This window comes from Yersinia sp. LJYL362, from assembly GCF_048323875.1.
Genome location: NZ_JBLWEX010000212.1, coordinates 1 through 16,752 on the forward strand (window position 1 = coordinate 1; position 16,752 = coordinate 16,752).

Consider the following 16,752-nt stretch of genomic DNA (forward strand, 5'->3'; position numbering starts at 1 on the left):
TGGTCGGGGTGCTTTCCGGTTATTACGGCGGCTGGCTCGAACGTATTCTGATGCGCGTTACCGATGTGGTGATGTCGATGCCACGGCTGATTCTGGCTTTTGCTTTTGTTGCCATGCTTGGCCCCGGATTAATTAACGGCGCGCTGGCATTGGCCCTGACCACTTGGCCGGCCTATGCCCGTCAGGCCAGAGCTGAGATTCAGTTATTACGTAAAAGTGATTATCTGGCAGCCGCTGAAATGATGGGAATCAAAGGGTTGCGGTTACTGTGGGGTCATATTCTCCCTATGTGCCTTCCTTCAGCGGTGGTGCGCCTGGCATTGGATTTAGCGGGTATTATCCTGGCTGCGGCAGGTCTTGGCTTCCTCGGGTTAGGGGCACGCCCGCCCATGTCAGAATGGGGTTCCATGGTCGCGGATGGCATGCAGGTTATCTTTGACCAATGGTGGATTGCCGCCATTCCGGGCTGCGCTATCTTACTGAGCAGCATGGCATTTAATCTGTTAGGCGATGGCCTGCGCGATATTTTGGACCCTCACCATGACTGATAAAATTTTTGCCATCGACAATCTCTGTGTCGATTTCCAGCAGCAGCGAGTGGTGGATAATATTTCATTCCATCTCGGCCGCGAACGGGTGGCACTGGTGGGTGAGTCCGGTTCGGGCAAATCCATTACCGCCAGAGCATTGATGGGATTAGTTCGTGCTCCGGGCAAAGTCAGTGCTAAAAAGCTCAGTTATTATGCTGATAACACCGATCAACAGGGCAATTCAGGTCAGGTTATCGAACACGACCTATTGCAGTTGAAACCGAAACAATGGGGCGCATTACGTGGCAGCGAAATTGCTATGGTGCTGCAAGATCCACGCTATGCGCTGAATCCGGTACGCACCGTGGGGAAACAAATTGAAGAATCCCTGCTGCTACATAATACGCTTTCCCGCGCGGATACCCGCGAGCGGGTATTGAATGCGCTAGCCTCGGTCGGACTCAATGAAAATGCCTGGCACAGTTATCCTGGCCAACTTTCTGGCGGTATGGGCCAACGGGCCATGTTAGCTATCGCTTTAGTGAATAACCCACGGGTATTAATTGCCGATGAGCCAACCTCCGCATTGGACGCCAAATTGCGTAATCAAATACTGGAGTTGATTGTCGAACAGACTGAGCAGCGCAATATGAGTTTGTTGTTGATTAGCCACGATCTGCCGTTAGTCGCCGAGCATTGCCATCGCGTGTTGGTGATGTATCAGGGGAAACTGGTGGATCAAGGCGCGGCGGCTGACCTGCCCCATTCGACTCATCCTTATACCCATACCTTGTGGGCTTGCCGCCCGAATGCCAGTACCTATGGCACGGATCTGCCGGTATTAGATCGCAGCGCTGATTTCTCTGGAGGTTCCCGTGGCACTGATTGAAGTCAAAAATCTACAAGTCAGCTTTGCCCAAAAGAATCAGCTAAAAACAGCGGTTGAGTCGGTCAGTTTTGCGGTTGAAGCTGGTGAAACATTCAGCCTGATTGGGGCATCTGGCTGCGGTAAATCGACCGTATTACGTACTTTGGCCGGTTTACAGCGGGAGTGGCAAGGCGAGATAACCTTGCTGGGCCAACCATTACAACCAGGGCAACGTTTCATCGGCCAATTGCGTAAAGATGTGCAGATGGTATTCCAAGACCCTTATGCGTCACTGCACCCACAACATAATATTCAGCGCACACTGGGTGAGCCGCTAAAGATTCACGGTGAGCCAAACATCCAACAACGTATTGACCAAGCTTTAGAACAAGTGGGCTTGCCGGCGTCTGCGGCACAGCGCTATCCGCATCAATTTTCCGGTGGCCAGCGCCAGCGCATTGCCATTGCCCGCGCCCTGCTATTGCGACCAAAACTGCTGCTGTTGGATGAACCAACCTCAGCATTAGATATGTCAGTGCAAGCGGAAATCCTCAATCTACTCAATCATTTGAAACGCGAACACGATATGACCTATTTGTTGGTCAGCCATGACAGTGATGTGGTGGCACATATGTCCGAGCGTGCAGCCATGATGGAAAGTGGGAAAATTGTGAGAGAGTTTACGCGGCGGGATCTTGAGTTGGCGGAACATTTTATGGGGTAGCACTTTATAGGACAACAAAGGCCGTTCAGTACCCGGCAAAACCGAGTACTGAATGCTATCGAAACATGAGGTAGCGGTAGAGAAGCCGTTCTAAATCTTGTTTCATACTGACAAAAGCCAGTATTTCCACAGTTTGACCATCATAGTCATAGATGACGCGGTACTCACTGCCGGGATCCAGCCGCTCACGCAATTGCACACCGCTATCTGATAACATTGAGTTAAAACGATAGCGGACCGGATCTTCACTGATCGCTGTTATTGATGATATCAATAAATTATCAACGAACTCCCCAGCCTTAACCGGCCCCATAGTAGCGCTTTTAAAGGATTCGATATCCTGAAGAGTCCATTCTGCTGCTGGTGATATAATTATTTGGGGCATTCCTAACCTCAATATTATTACTTTCGCGCAGCGCGCAGCTTCCTTAACGTTTCTTCCGGCGACATGCCTTGCTGGTTTTTAATATCCTGTTTAGCCAACATAACCAGCTTCAGCAAAGCATTTGATTGGCGCTCAAGATTACGTTCCCTAATCTCCGCCTCCCTTTCTGCTGCGGGTTGGACAAACAGCTCAGCGACACCATTTTTTGTGACGAAAACGCCGCCGTCAAAAAGCTCGGGAGAGCCTAGCCCTTCTCGCGCCGCTTTTTGGGACATAGTCGTTGCCATATAGGTTGCTCCTTCAATGATCTTTCATACTCTAAGCAAGCTATCACCCGCACAGTTAAATATCAAATTTATACTAAATTTGTACCCGCACAATCATATCAACTAAAAACCCTTCATCACTCCCACCACACCTTGAACATAGCGCTCCAAAGTCTCCTCCTCCATCGCATTGGCCCCTTGCACTAAATAGGGTGGGAGGAAATCCATACCCGTCATATTGGCCATCGCGTGGAAGGGCAATAACAAATCCAGCGCCGGGTAACGATTATAGCCCTGTGGGCTGTAGGCCTGCTCATTGCCGCCAGTCGACACCACCAATTGCAATGGCTTACCACGCAATTTGTCCCCACTACTGCCATAAGCAAAGCCGTAAGTTAACACCGCATCCTGCCATTCACTTAAAATGGCCGGCGAGCTATACCAGTAAAATGGAAACATCATCACTATCACATCATGTGATTCCAATAATTCTTGCTCGCGAGCGACATCAATTTGAAAATCCGGATACTCACGAATCAGCTCATGCACGGTAACATTCGGTAGTGGATGAATGGCCTCTATTAACCGATGGTTGATACGGGATTCATCCGGCTTACGGTGGGCAGTCAACACTAAAATACGTGGCATAACAGATTCTCCAACAGGTTTAATGACACTATCTTTTCATTTTCAGCGCTGCCGGTGTAGGCTGCAATCAGTCACATTAATTTCAACCTAAGGTATCAACCAATGTCGCTACCTTCCGATATTCATCGCTTATTGCCAGCCTTCCTAAGCGCCGCCCAAAATGAGAATTTTTCTGTCGCGGCCCGTCAATTAGGGGTAACTCCTGCCGCTGTCAGTAAAAATGTCCGCGTATTAGAAGAAAAACTGGCGCTTCGTCTGTTTCAACGCAATACCCATAGTGTGGTGCTAACTGATGAAGGTAAGGCTTTATTAGCGCGGGTTGCTCCGCTTTGGCAGGCGCTATCACACACTCTGGACACCGTACGTAACGATGAGCAACATCCCAGCGGCACGGTTCGAGTCAGTTTGATCCCCGGTTTTGGCCGCCAACTATTAATGCCGCTGATTCCCGAGTTTATGGCGCGCTACCCGCTGATTGATTTAGATCTCTCGCTGGAAGCCAGAGTGGTTAATTTGGTCGGAGAAGGCTTTGATGTCGGGATCGGCACTCACATTGATCCTGATAGTCGCTTGATTGCACGCCAGTTTTACCCAATGCAAATGGTGTTGGCGGCCAGCCCCGCTTATCTGGCGCGCTATGGCACCCCCAGCAATCCGCAGCATCTCTATCAGCATCAGTGTTTACTACACCGCAATCCATCAACTGGACGAATAGTCAAATGGCTGTTGCAACACAATAATGAGGTGCAATCTTTCGAGTTGTCGGGCCGTTTGGTCATTTCACAACCCGAAGTATTAATGAATGCGGCGTTGGCCGATATGGGAATAACCTATATAGCACAATGGCATGCTGAACCCCATTTTGCAGACGGCAGTTTGGTGCCCGTGCTAGCCCATCACTGGCCTGCACCGGTGCCATTATGGCTCTATTATGCCTCTGCCGATTTACCCCCGCGGGTGCGCGTTTGGGTCGATTTTTTACTGGAACATTTCCGCCCAATGAAGCGCTAACTCATACTATTTTGTGCAAAAAAAGTGGCATAAAAATGTCCATTTTGTGATGCACTGAACAGGGAATAAACCTAAAGCTGATTTCCTTGTTCTAGGTCAATTATGTTGACTGTCACTTCTGCCATTACCCATATATAGTGTCTATAGGAATTAAGACATCTATATGTAGTAGTTATCCACAAAACCATCCACACCCCCTCGCAGCCCTTATGTGCTGCGGTTTGCCTTGTGGATAAGATTGTTTTGGGGCTAATCCTACGCGGCAGGATACAGGAGCGACATTGTGAAAACAGTAGTGATTAAACGGGACGGTTGTCAGGTACCTTTTGATGAGGTACGAATCAAGGAAGCGGTCGAGCGTGCAGCCTTGGCGGTTGGCGTAGTAGACGCGGATTATTGTGCAACTGTTGCCCGTGTGGTCGCTCAGACGATGGAGAACCAGCCGAAAGTTGATATCCGCGATATCCAAACTGCGGTAGAAAACCAACTGATGGCCGGTCAATACAAGCAGCTCGCCCGAGCCTATATTGAGTATCGCCATGACCGGGATATCTCGCGTGAACTGCGTGGTCGCCTGAATCAGGAAATCCGGGGTTTGGTAGAGCAAAGTAACAAAGCGCTACTGAACGAAAATGCGAATAAAGACAGCAAAGTCATCCCGACTCAGCGTGATCTGCTGGCCGGTATTGTCGCGAAACACTACGCCAAACAACATATTTTGCCACGAGACGTGGTCTTGGCTCATGAACGTGGTGAAATTCATTATCACGATCTGGATTACGCGCCATTCTTCCCGATGTTCAACTGCATGTTGATTGACCTCGATGGCATGCTGACTCAAGGTTTTAAAATGGGTAATGCGGAAATCGAGCCGCCAAAATCCATTTCTACAGCTACCGCAGTGACCGCGCAGATTATCGCGCAGGTTGCCAGCCATATCTATGGCGGCACAACCATTAACCGCATCGATGAAATTCTGGCACCGTTTGTCACCGAAAGTTTCAATAAACATAAGCGGGTCGCTGAAGAGTGGCAGATCCCTGATGCCGCCGGTTATGCCATGTCACGCACCGAAAAAGAGTGTTATGACGCTTTCCAGTCACTGGAATATGAAGTGAATACCCTGCATACCGCCAATGGTCAAACGCCGTTTGTCACCTTCGGCTTTGGGCTGGGTACCAGTTGGGAATCGCGCATGATTCAGCAGGCGATTCTGCGTAATCGCATTGCTGGTTTGGGCAAAAACCGTAAAACCGCGGTGTTCCCGAAACTGGTGTTTGCTATCCGCGATGGTCTTAACCATAAATTTGGCGATCCCAACTACGATATCAAACAGTTAGCACTGGAGTGTGCCACCAAGCGCATGTATCCAGATATTCTCAATTACGATCAAGTGGTTAAAGTTACTGGTTCTTTCAAAACACCCATGGGCTGCCGCAGCTTCCTCGGCGTCTATGAAGAAGATGGCAAACAGATCCACGATGGCCGTAACAATCTGGGGGTTATCAGCCTTAACCTGCCACGTATTGCATTGGAAGCCCAAGGCGATGAAGAGAAATTCTGGCGGCTGCTGGATGAGCGCCTGCTGTTAGCCAAGAAAGCTTTGATGACTCGTATTGCCCGACTCGAAGGGATCAAAGCCCGCGTGGCACCTATCCTGTATATGGAAGGGGCTTGTGGTGTGCGCTTGCAAGCGGATGACAATATCTCTGAAATCTTCAAAAATGGCCGCGCATCTATCTCGCTGGGCTTTATTGGTATTCATGAAACGGTTAATGCTCTGTTTGGCAATCAATCCCATGTCTTTGACGACGAAAAGTTACGTGCAAAAGGCGTGGCTATCGTCGAGCGCATGAGACAAGCAACGGATAGCTGGAAAGAAGAAACTGGCTACGCCTTTAGTCTGTACAGCACGCCGAGCGAAAACCTGTGTGACCGCTTCTGCCGCCTGGATACCGCAGAATTTGGCGTGGTAGAAGGTGTCACCGACAAAGGCTATTACACCAACAGCTTCCATCTGGATGTTGAAAAGAAAGTTAATCCTTACGACAAACTGGACTTCGAAGCACCTTATCCTCCATTGGCTAACGGCGGTTTCATCTGTTACGGCGAATACCCTAACTTGCAGCATAACCTCAGAGCGCTGGAAGATGTCTGGGATTACAGCTACAGCCGAGTGCCATATTACGGCACCAACACACCAATTGATGAATGCTACGAGTGCGGTTTTACCGGCGAATTCTCCTGTACCAGCAAGGGCTTCACCTGCCCGAAATGTGGTAATCATGAGCCATCAAAAGTGTCAGTCACCCGTCGGGTATGTGGCTATTTGGGTAGCCCGGATGCACGGCCATTTAACGCCGGCAAACAAGAAGAAGTGAAGCGCCGCGTTAAGCATTTGGCAAACGGACAGCTGGGCTAACCACTTTGAATTATCATCAATATTACCCGGTCGATGTTATCAACGGCCCTGGCACTCGCTGTACGCTGTTCGTCTCTGGCTGCGTACACGAATGTGTGGGTTGTTATAACAAAAGCACCTGGCGACTGAATTCGGGTAAGCCATTTACCCAAGAAATGGAAGATAAAATCATAGCGGATCTGAACGACTCCCGTATCCGTCGGCAAGGGTTATCCCTCTCCGGCGGTGATCCGCTGCATCCACAAAATTTGTCCGCCATTCTGCAACTGGTCAAACGCGTACGCCAGGAGTGCGATGGTAAAGATATTTGGGTCTGGACCGGCTACACCCTGGCTGAACTGACCGCCGACCAACAACAAGTGGTGGATTTAATTAATGTGCTGGTCGATGGCAAATTCGTGCAAGACCTAAAAGACCCATCGCTTATTTGGCGCGGCAGCGGTAATCAAGTTATCCATCACCTGCGCTAATTGGCAAAGTTATAGGTTAAGGTCGCATTAAACCGCCAATCACGACGCGTACTATCACTGGGCAGGTCGCCAATCGGCCTCGCCCCTTCCAGTGATAAGGAATAGTGTTTGTTATCACCAAAGGTCACTCCCACCGCGTAAGAAGCCAGTTTTTGTGCACGAAATATCGGTGAGTTATACCAAGTGTGTGCCGTATCCAGCACCGCATAAGGTTGAATGGTTTTCAGCCAATTGCCATTTTCCCGATTATGTATATAGCGCATTTCTACCTGTCCGCCATAGCCATAATCCCCCGTCGCCTCACCATCTGGATAACCTCGGCCAAACCGTAACCCACCAAAAGTCACATGCTCTGCTTCTGGTAAATCATTGTCAGACCAATCACCTTCCGCCGAGGCACTCAATCGCCATTTTTCGGCCATTAAATACGCGCCATCTCCGGTGAGTTTCCAGCGGGTAAAACCTAAGTCTCCCCAAGGAACTGAACTAGAGGCCAAAGCGCCGTTTATTCCTTTGCGCACGCTGGCACGGGTGCTCCAATAAGATTGGGTATATTCCTGATAACCCGTCAGTGCCAACTCGGCCGCCGGGTAACGCATCCGTTGGTTCTGTTCTTCTAAATCGAGCAATGTATTATTAAGATTATTAAATCGGGCCCGGATTTTTAGATTATAGCTTTTCTCCAGATAATCTACGCCCCCGCTCACTGTCCATTGACGTTTACGGGTTAATTCCAACGGATAACTTAACACCACGCCACCAGTATATTGTATCTGTTGAGTGCGGCTGGATAATGTGATGTTATCGGGGTACAGTGTCAGCACATCAGTATAATCTTTCGGCTCTTGCTTATAATAACTGCCCCGGGTTTGCAGTAATAAGCCATTGCTACCTAAATATTGTTGATAGTTTACACCTAAGTATTGGTCACGATTCTTGCTGTCTAACGGTAATAATGTTGCGACACCCAATTGCTCTGCATAAGGTGTAAAGCCACTTAAAGTTGCATTGAGTACCCCGCTGTAAACACCTTTGCGGCTATCCAATGCGGTACTGATATTCCAATTACGTGGATGATCGGCTTTAATATCTAATAATGTTGCGCCATAAATATTATCCGGGTTTTTAGCCGTGGCGATCACTTTAGTATCCGGCGTTCGGCTCATCAAAATGCTGTAACGTTCAAAGGTATCCTGTGTCAGCGGATTCTCGGCCATAATGCGCTGAGACAACTTGGTCAGCCAGCGCCCTATCGCTGTGTTGTCACTTTGAATTCGAGTATTAGCAATATAGCCTTCAACCAAACCTATTTTTAATGTGCCATTGGCAAAGTTATCAGTCGGCAAATAAGCATAAGAGAGAATATAGCCATCTTGCTGATACATTTTTGTAATAGATTGCGTTGCTAAAAGCAGAGTCTTTAATGATACTTCTTTACCAATATAAGGCGTAAATGGCTTACTGAGTATATTAATATCATATTGGGTACCACCGATAAATTGGATATGTTTCACATCAATTAAAGTATCCAGTGTTAGTTTAGAACTGGGTTCTGGCACTGGAGTTGAAATCGTTGGAGCCACAGTACGAGGTGTTTGTGGTCGCGCAATATCACGCGATATTTTGGAAGGGTTATTCTGGTCAATTAACATAGGGACGGTATTAGCGAGCGCGCTGAACTGCCATACACTTCCTGCACCAAATAAAAATAATACCCACACTCTATTATTCATAGAATATTTCCTTATGCGCACATTAAATTATAATTTTAATAGTCTATTTATTTTTATAATAACGATGCTCTCCCCTGGAATAAGGGAGAGCTAGTATCGTTATACCCGTCATACTTCAAGCTGCATGTGCGTTAGCTGCTCTCGCTCACCCGAATCACTGACTGACGTCAACTCATCGGGGTTCACTCAATTGCCGCCTTCCTGCAACTCGAATTATCTAGGGTATGTATATTTAATTGGTTTTTGGTTTTAATATTCCGCCTATCCCGCCAGCTAAACCACCACTGGCATTGGCATTAGCTGAGACGCCAGCAGTCAATCCGCCGGTAACACCACCGACAGTATTGTTTACCCCGGCCAACAAGCCGCTGTTGCTGCCACCAGAGGTTGGTGTCAATGTATTCGTGACACCTGCCAGCAAGCCATTCGAACCACCTGTTGATGTTGGCGGAGTCACTAAACCGCCCGCCTTCTCAACGGCTTGCCCACTGCCTTGCAGTACCTGTCCAACACCCGCTAACGTTGGCGCACTGGTACCCACTTGAGTGCCAGTCGTCACAATAGTACCGCCGACAGCGGTCAGTAAATTATTCACTGGCGCGCCAATACCGGTGGTTGAACCAACGGTCTGAGTAATATCTTGTACCTGGCCCACCACTGGCGTCACTATCCCGGTTGCGGCAGTGGTTAGCTTACTCGTCGTTCCTGTTTGCAGGTCTTGCGCCAATCCGTTACCGATAGAAGTGACTGCACCACCGGTTTTATCAACTAACCCACCTGCGGTACCGGTAACTCCGCCCAATGGCGTGTTGGCAGCGATACCTGAAACTGTTCCACCTAATCCTGAAACTCCGGTACCAACATCAGCCACGGCCTTCGGTACACCGGCAGCCGTAGTGCCCAATGCATTAGGATTATTTCCTAATTGACCTACGCCATTATGTAAACCGGTCCCGACGTCACTGACAGCATTACCCGCGCTATCAACGACGGTAACCAAACCACCACCAACGATTGGCAAGCTACCTACAGGGGTTTGGCTAACAACACCGCTGACAGTATTACCTACCCCATCGACGGCAGTGCCAACACCACTGACCACATTGCCAACCGCAGAATTATTCGCGGTCGTACCACCATCCGTTCCTCCGCCGGTGCCACCTCCAGAGCCAGTACCACCACCACTGCCTGAACCTGTTCCTCCGGTTGTCTGACCCGCATTATTCTTCGCAGAATTGTGAGAACCTCCGCCACTGCCACTACATGCCGCGAGTGAGCAAGCCAGTAATATTGCCAAACTTATTTTGCTCAGACGGCTGATATTTTTAGGGCACATAGTAAAACCCCCCAGAGAGAACGCCACGGCGGCGTAAATTAACTATAAGAGACACTTATATTTCCCTCAAGTTAAGATAATGTTTATTTTTTGTTTAAAGTGAGGATTTATCGTAGTGATATGTATCAGATTGATAATGCGATAAAACTTTTTCTTATAAGCACCACTTTTTAGCCCATAAAAAATCCTACCAACAACCGCAAGATTTCATCGTTCCGCCATCTCAGCTTAACCCTACTGTCATTAAAAACCGCCAGCATAGCGGGTGAGAAAACTTACTGGTTATCACCATGACAATCCGCCACCTGCTCATCAGTATTGCTCCTTGTGTTTCATTGTGGATGGCCGTCAGAAGTGATGATCCACACAGAGGGGTTATCTGCCATGCACTTATCTAGACCACCGACCAGTTATCCCACCCGCTATCAACAAATTGCGGCCCAGTTAGAGCAGGAGCTGCGTGGTGCTTATCGCTGCGGGGATTATCTGCCGTCTGAACAGCAGTTAGCCGAACGTTATCAGGTCAATCGTCATACCCTGCGTCGGGCCGTCGATGAATTGGTCGAGCGCGGCTGGCTGCAACGTCGGCAAGGTATCGGCATTTTGGTGTTAATGCGCCCTTATGACTACCCGCTGCATGCCAATGCGCGCTTTAGCCAAAACTTATTAGATCAGGGTAGTGACCCCACCAGTGAGCGCTTACTCGCCGTCTTACGCCCGTGCATTGAGCATGTTGCTAAAGCGCTGTCATTGGATGAAGGGACGACAGTGATTCATTTACGCACCTTGCGGCGAGTCAATGGTGTACCGGTCTGCGTTATCGATCATTACCTGCCGGATTTGAGTTGGTGGCCCGCGTTGCAGCAGTTTAACTCCGGTTCACTACATCAATTCATCAGCCAACATCTGCAACAGCCTTTAAGCCGTAGCCAGACTCGCATTAGCGCACGCCGTGCTCAGGCCAAAGAGAGCCGTTTACTTGAGATTGCCACCCATGCGCCGCTGCTCTGTGTGCGCACCTTGAATATCCGTGTTGATAGCCAGCAGGTGGCGGAGTACTCCGTCAGCCTGACACGCGCCGACATGATTGAACTGACCATGGAGCACTAAATGGATAGTATCTCTAACACCCGGCAGGGCTGGATGTCGGTGTTGGCCCACAGCCAACCGGAGCAATTGCTTGCACATTGGCAATCCTTGAATCTGGCACCGCAATATCAAGTGATCCGTGCGCCAGAGATTGGTTTGAGCCAATTACAGGCGCGAATGGGCGGCACTGGCCGCCGGTTTATTCTGGGCGATATGACCCTCACTCGCGCGGTAATCAAACTCAACCACAGCACAGATATTTATGGTTACAGCTACATTGCCGGGCGCAATAAACCTCATGCAGAACTCTGCGCGCTATTAGATGCGTTATTGCAGCTTTCCACCCTTAATGGACAACCAGCCGGTCTGAGTGAATTACTGCTGAAAACCGTCATTCATCCTCTAGCGGCCATACAGCAGGAGCGGCGGGAATTGCGCGCTCGCGCTATCGCCACCAGTAAAGTGGATTTCTTCACCCTGGTGCGAGGAGAAGACTAATGAGCCTATTAAACCATTTTGATCAGCCGGTTGATGATGCTCAGCACGCTTTTCGCCGTATTCTCAAGGCATTAAGCGAACCGGGAGTTGTCGTTTCACTGCCCCATGGCAGCGGCTGGCAGCCATTAAATCCCGCCACCACCAGCATCCTGCTGACCCTGGTTGATCAGGAAACGCCGCTCTACCTGGATGAACCGCTCAACAATGATGCCGTGCAACAGAATATACGTTTTCATTGCGGAGCGCCGCTGACAACCAGCATCAAAAATTCACTTTTTTCCTTATTTGACAATGAGATAAAAGAAGAACTTTTGATTAACTGCCCGGCGGGTAATGAACTTTCACCAGAGCACTCCACCACCGTCATTCTTCAGGCCACCAGTCTGCACCTTGGTGTGCCTCTGCGCCTACGCGGGCCGGGAATTGAGCACCACCGTACTGTGGCTCCGCAATTGCCCTCTGCTGTGCTGAATTACCTGCTTAACCGCCCGATCGCATTCCCTGCTGGCCTCGATTTTCTGTTGACCTGCGGCGAGAACCTAATGGCTATCCCACGAACCACCCATGTGGAGGTGTGCTGATGTACGTTGCAGTCAAAGGGGGCGAAAAAGCCATTGCGGCAGCCCATCAATTACTCGAACACCAGCGCCGTGGTGATACACAGATCCCGGCTATCGATTGCGAACAGATTGAGCAACAGCTAGGTCTGGCGGTAGATCGGGTGATGACTGAGGGCGGTATCTATGATCGCGAGCTGGCTGCATTGGCAATCAAGCAAGCCAGCGGTGATCTGGTCGAAGCGATTTTCCTACTGCGCGCCTACCGCACCACATTACCGCGTCTGGCCGTCAGCCAACCGTTGGCAACTGGCAATATGCGGCTGGAGCGGCGCATCTCCGCCATTTACAAAGATTTGCCCGGCGGGCAAGTGCTCGGCCCCACCTATGATTACACCCATCGACTACTGGATTTCACCCTGCTGGCCTCGGGTGAAGCGCCGCACGCGCTCAATCGCAGGGAAATATCGCCAGAAGATGTATCGCAAAATAATTGCGCTCATGTGTTTGATTTATTAGCTCAAGAGCAATTAGCAAAAGTTGAGCGGGATGACGGCACCCCGCCGGAAGATATCACCCGCAACCCACCGGTTTATCCGTGTAATCGCTCAGCCCGGCTGCAACAGCTGGTGCGCGGTGATGAAGGTTTCCTGCTGGCGCTTGGCTATTCCACCCAGCGCGGTTATGGTCGAACTCATCCATTCGCCGCCGAGATCCGCACCGGCGAGCTGACCATTTCAATTGAGCCGGAAGAACTGGGATTTGCGATTGATATCGGTGAGATCTTACTCACCGAATGCGAAATGGTGAATGGTTTTGTCAGCTCGGCAGCAGAACCCCCGTATTTCACTCGCGGTTACGGTTTGGTATTTGGTCGTGGTGAGCGCAAAGCCATGTCGATGGCCTTGATGGATCGCGCCTTGCAAAGCCGGGAATACGACGAAAATGTCGCCAGCCCAGCGCAAGATGAAGAGTTTGTGTTATCCCACGCCGACAATGTCGAAGCCGCCGGTTTTGTTTCTCATCTCAAACTGCCCCATTACGTTGATTTTCAAGCGGAGCTGGAGTTACTCAAGCGCCTGCGCCGTGAGCATTCATCCGCAGCCGCAGAACAACAGGAGCCGCGCCATGACTGAAGTTCTCACCGGTTACAATCTGGGTTATCTGGACGAGCAAACCAAAAGAACCTTGCGCCGCGCGTTACTGAAAGCCGTGGCCATCCCCGGTTATCAGGTACCATTCGGCGGCCGTGAGATGCCGATGCCTTATGGCTGGGGCACCGGTGGCATTCAGCTAACCGCCTGCCTGATTGGCCGTTACGATGTGCTGAAAGTGATCGACCAGGGAGCCGATGACACCACTAATGCGGTGTCGATTCGCCGCTTCTTCCAGCGGGTCAGCGGAGTGGCGACTACTGAAAAAACTACTGACGCTACCTTGATCCAGACCCGGCACCGCATTCCAGAAACGCCGCTGACGGAGGATCAGATCCTTATCTATCAGGTACCGATCCCGGAGCCGCTGCGCTTTATTGAACCGCGTGAAACCGAGACGCGCAAAATGCATGCGCTGGAGGAATACGGCGTAATGCAAGTCAAGCTATATGAAGATATCGCTCGCTACGGCCATATCGCTACCACCTATGCCTATCCGGTAAAAGTGAATGATCGCTATGTGATGGATCCGTCGCCAATTCCGAAATTTGATAATCCCAAAATGCACATGATGCCCGCGCTGCAACTGTTTGGGGCCGGTCGTGAAAAACGCCTTTATGCCCTACCACCTTTTACCAAAGTGGAAAGTCTGGACTTCGACGATCACCCCTTTAGCGTGCAGCAATGGGATGAACCCTGTGCTTTGTGCGGCTCGCGCCACAGTTATCTCGATGAGGTGGTGATGGACGATAAGGGCAGCCGGATGTTTGTTTGTTCGGATACTGATTTTTGCCAGCAGCAACTGGCTCAGGCCGCCACACAAGAGGTGAATATTCAATGATCGCTGAACAGGTTATTTCAAAACCCTCTGCTGTTCACCCGCTGTTGTCGGTGGAGAATCTTACCCATTTGTATGCGCCGGGTAAGGGGTTCAGTGATGTCTCTTTCCAGCTGTATCCCGGTGAAGTGTTAGGGATTGTTGGTGAATCGGGTTCGGGTAAAACCACCTTGCTTAGATCCATTTCAGCCCGTCTGGCACCGCAACATGGGCAAATTTTTTATCGGCCTGATGCCCAATCAGCGGTTGATTTATATCAGATGGCCGAAAGCCAACGCCGCCGTTTACTGCGCACCGAATGGGGCGTAGTGCATCAGCACCCACTTGATGGGCTGCGGCCACAAGTCTCGGCGGGCGGCAATATCGGCGAGCGACTGATGGCTATTGGCCAACGCCATTATGGCGAGATCCGCCAACAAGCAGGCCGCTGGCTGGAAGATGTCGAGATCCCCTTATCCCGTCTTGATGACCTGCCCACCACCTTCTCCGGCGGCATGCAGCAGCGACTGCAAATTGCCCGTAATCTGGTGACACATCCGAAGCTGGTATTTATGGACGAACCGACTGGTGGCCTGGACGTGTCAGTGCAAGCACGGTTGCTGGATTTACTGCGCAATCTGGTGGTGGAAATGCAATTGGCGGTGGTGATTGTCACCCATGACTTGGGGGTTGCCCGCTTATTGGCTAACCGTTTGCTGGTGATGAAAGAGGGGCAAGTTATCGAAAGTGGCCTGACTGACCGGGTGCTGGATGACCCGCACCATCCTTATACCCAACTACTGGTTTCATCGGTATTACAAAACTGAGTGAGAACTGACTATGAACCCCCAACAGCTGCCTATGCTACAACTGCCTATACTACAAATGAAAGTTGAAAATCTCAGTAAAACCTTTGTGTTACACCACCAGCACGGTATTCGCCTGCCGGTGCTGCATCAAACTTCATTGGAAGTTGGCAGTGGCGAATGTGTGGTGCTGCACGGCCATTCCGGCAGCGGAAAATCCACTCTGCTGCGCTCTTTATATGCCAATTACCTACCCGACAGCGGCCATATCTGGGTGAAACATCAGGGAGAATGGCTGGATATGGTGAGCGCGCAAGCCCGACAAATTATGGCGGTGCGCCGTCATACGGTGGGCTGGGTCAGTCAATTCTTGCGGGTGATCCCACGAATCAGTGCATTAAATGTGGTGATGCAACCCCTGCTGGAATTGGGGGTTGATCGGCAAATCTGCCAACAGCGGGCGCAGGATCTGTTGGCGCGACTTAATGTGCCACCGCGGTTGTGGGATCTGGCCCCTTCTACCTTCTCCGGCGGCGAGCAACAGCGGGTTAATATAGCGCGAGGGTTTATTGTCGATTATCCCATTTTGTTGCTGGATGAGCCGACGGCTTCTCTCGATAGCACCAACAGCGCCGCTGTGGTCAGCCTGATTGATGAAGCTAAACAGCGCGGAGCCGCAATTGTCGGTATTTTCCACGATGAAAAAGTACGCAATCATGTCAGTGACCGCTTACTGACTATGACACCGCCCCCCTCTCACGTCAGCACAGAGATCCCATCATGATCTTCAACAACGTCAATCTTATTCTTGCGGATCAGGTGGTCAGCGGATCACTGGAAATCCACCAAGGGGTGATCCGCAGTTATAGTGATCGTCCGACACAACTTTCAGCGGCAATTGATGGACAAAATAGCTGGTTGTTGCCGGGGTTGATCGAGCTGCATACCGATAATCTCGACAAGTTTTTCACCCCCCGCCCCAATGTGGATTGGCCAGCACATTCGGCCATGAGTAGCCACGATGCGCTCATGGTTGCCAGTGGGATAACTACCGTGTTGGATGCCGTGGCGGTTGGCGATGTGCGGGATGGCGGCCATCGGCTGGATAATCTGCAAAAAATGATTAACGCCGTGGTAGAGAGCCAGCGATCAGGATTGAATCGAGCCGAGCATCGAATTCATTTGCGCTGTGAATTACCCCATGACAGCACCTTGCCACTGTTTGAAGAACTGATGATGCAGCCAGAGCTTTCATTGGTATCTCTGATGGATCACTCACCGGGCCAGCGCCAGTTCGCTTCACGCGCCAAATACCGTGAATATTATCAGGGTAAATATCACCTTAACGATCAGCAAATGGCAGAGTTTGAAGAAGAGCAAATCAGCCTATCCGCCCGCTGGTCGGGGCAGAATCGACAGGCCATTGCCGCTCATTGTC

19 protein-coding genes are annotated in these 16,752 nt (G+C 50.4%); 14 read left to right on the forward strand and 5 right to left on the reverse strand.

All coding sequences use genetic code 11. From position 1 onward, the window contains the following. The 3 genes from ACNSO8_RS11235 to ACNSO8_RS11245 all read left to right on the forward strand — a co-directional run. A partial coding sequence (locus ACNSO8_RS11235) for an ABC transporter permease (protein WP_418394595.1) occupies positions 1-548 on the forward strand: 548 nt, incomplete at its 5' end. Continuing rightward, positions 541-1,419: an ABC transporter ATP-binding protein gene (locus tag ACNSO8_RS11240; RefSeq protein WP_418394672.1), complete on the forward strand. Its 879-nt coding sequence runs from the start codon at positions 541-543 to the stop codon at positions 1,417-1,419. The genes ACNSO8_RS11235 and ACNSO8_RS11240, both read left to right, overlap by 8 nt. Beyond that, complete coding sequence (locus ACNSO8_RS11245; protein WP_418394673.1) at positions 1,406-2,122, forward strand: ABC transporter ATP-binding protein; 717 nt, start codon at positions 1,406-1,408, stop codon at positions 2,120-2,122. Before ACNSO8_RS11240 ends, ACNSO8_RS11245 begins: the two co-directional genes overlap by 14 nt. A 55-nt stretch (positions 2,123-2,177) precedes the next feature. Here the strand turns inward: ACNSO8_RS11245 and ACNSO8_RS11250 are convergent, their stop codons facing one another. From ACNSO8_RS11250 to ACNSO8_RS11260, 3 genes are all read right to left on the reverse strand, one after another. Next, a complete protein-coding gene (locus tag ACNSO8_RS11250) occupies positions 2,178-2,507 on the reverse strand; it encodes a type II toxin-antitoxin system RelE/ParE family toxin (RefSeq protein ID WP_026017979.1) in 330 nt (109 codons plus the stop codon). A 17-nt stretch (positions 2,508-2,524) separates the two neighbouring features. Continuing rightward, positions 2,525-2,794 (reverse strand): hypothetical protein, encoded by a 270-nt coding sequence (locus ACNSO8_RS11255; protein WP_046051680.1) that lies wholly within the window; start codon positions 2,792-2,794, stop codon positions 2,525-2,527. A 102-nt stretch (positions 2,795-2,896) separates the two neighbouring features. Then, the gene (locus ACNSO8_RS11260; protein WP_050157170.1) at positions 2,897-3,421 is read right to left on the reverse strand and encodes an NAD(P)H-dependent oxidoreductase; all 525 of its coding nucleotides are present in this window, start codon (positions 3,419-3,421) and stop codon (positions 2,897-2,899) included. A gap of 102 nt (positions 3,422-3,523) precedes the next feature. On the opposite strand from ACNSO8_RS11260, the gene ACNSO8_RS11265 reads away from it, so the two are divergent. The 3 genes from ACNSO8_RS11265 (at position 3,524) to nrdG (ending at position 7,324) form a co-directional block, all read left to right on the forward strand. Next, the gene (locus tag ACNSO8_RS11265) at positions 3,524-4,432 is read left to right on the forward strand and encodes a LysR family transcriptional regulator (protein ID WP_050121500.1); all 909 of its coding nucleotides are present in this window, start codon (positions 3,524-3,526) and stop codon (positions 4,430-4,432) included. 283 nt (positions 4,433-4,715) lie between these two features. Further along, a complete protein-coding gene (nrdD, locus tag ACNSO8_RS11270) occupies positions 4,716-6,854 on the forward strand; it encodes an anaerobic ribonucleoside-triphosphate reductase (RefSeq protein WP_050157168.1) in 2,139 nt (712 codons plus the stop codon). 5 nt (positions 6,855-6,859) lie between these two features. Continuing rightward, positions 6,860-7,324: an anaerobic ribonucleoside-triphosphate reductase-activating protein gene (gene nrdG, locus ACNSO8_RS11275; protein WP_032903255.1), complete on the forward strand. Its 465-nt coding sequence runs from the start codon at positions 6,860-6,862 to the stop codon at positions 7,322-7,324. Here nrdG and ACNSO8_RS11280 read toward each other — a convergent pair. Then, a complete protein-coding gene (locus tag ACNSO8_RS11280; RefSeq protein ID WP_418394674.1) occupies positions 7,321-9,057 on the reverse strand; it encodes a ShlB/FhaC/HecB family hemolysin secretion/activation protein in 1,737 nt (578 codons plus the stop codon). The two genes, nrdG and ACNSO8_RS11280, sit on opposite strands and share 4 nt — an antisense overlap. Positions 9,058-9,289: 232 nt before the next feature. After that, complete coding sequence (locus ACNSO8_RS11285; protein WP_046051683.1) at positions 9,290-10,393, reverse strand: collagen-like triple helix repeat-containing protein; 1,104 nt, start codon at positions 10,391-10,393, stop codon at positions 9,290-9,292. 384 nt (positions 10,394-10,777) lie between these two features. Between ACNSO8_RS11285 and phnF the strand changes: the two genes are divergently transcribed. The 8 genes from phnF to phnM form a co-directional block, all read left to right on the forward strand. Next, positions 10,778-11,503 (forward strand): phosphonate metabolism transcriptional regulator PhnF, encoded by a 726-nt coding sequence (gene phnF / locus ACNSO8_RS11290; protein WP_019084225.1) that lies wholly within the window; start codon positions 10,778-10,780, stop codon positions 11,501-11,503. After that, positions 11,504-11,980: a phosphonate C-P lyase system protein PhnG gene (phnG, locus tag ACNSO8_RS11295; protein ID WP_418394675.1), complete on the forward strand. Its 477-nt coding sequence runs from the start codon at positions 11,504-11,506 to the stop codon at positions 11,978-11,980. Further along, positions 11,980-12,561: a phosphonate C-P lyase system protein PhnH gene (gene phnH / locus ACNSO8_RS11300; RefSeq protein ID WP_057631012.1), complete on the forward strand. Its 582-nt coding sequence runs from the start codon at positions 11,980-11,982 to the stop codon at positions 12,559-12,561. The genes phnG and phnH overlap by 1 nt, the downstream gene beginning before the upstream one ends. Further along, a complete protein-coding gene (locus ACNSO8_RS11305) occupies positions 12,561-13,673 on the forward strand; it encodes a carbon-phosphorus lyase complex subunit PhnI (RefSeq protein ID WP_408576380.1) in 1,113 nt (370 codons plus the stop codon). The genes phnH and ACNSO8_RS11305 overlap by 1 nt, the downstream gene beginning before the upstream one ends. After that, positions 13,666-14,532, forward strand: coding sequence for an alpha-D-ribose 1-methylphosphonate 5-phosphate C-P-lyase PhnJ (locus ACNSO8_RS11310; RefSeq protein ID WP_019080664.1), 867 nt, complete (start codon positions 13,666-13,668; stop codon positions 14,530-14,532). The genes ACNSO8_RS11305 and ACNSO8_RS11310 overlap by 8 nt, the downstream gene beginning before the upstream one ends. Next, positions 14,529-15,335, forward strand: a complete 807-nt coding sequence (gene phnK, locus ACNSO8_RS11315) for a phosphonate C-P lyase system protein PhnK (protein ID WP_172654265.1) — start codon at positions 14,529-14,531, stop codon at positions 15,333-15,335. Before ACNSO8_RS11310 ends, phnK begins: the two co-directional genes overlap by 4 nt. Before the next feature lie 13 nt (positions 15,336-15,348). Continuing rightward, the gene (gene phnL / locus ACNSO8_RS11320; RefSeq protein ID WP_411919067.1) at positions 15,349-16,098 is read left to right on the forward strand and encodes a phosphonate C-P lyase system protein PhnL; all 750 of its coding nucleotides are present in this window, start codon (positions 15,349-15,351) and stop codon (positions 16,096-16,098) included. Then, the coding region (gene phnM / locus ACNSO8_RS11325; RefSeq protein WP_418394676.1) for an alpha-D-ribose 1-methylphosphonate 5-triphosphate diphosphatase at positions 16,095-16,752 on the forward strand (658 nt) is incomplete at its 3' end. The genes phnL and phnM, both read left to right, overlap by 4 nt.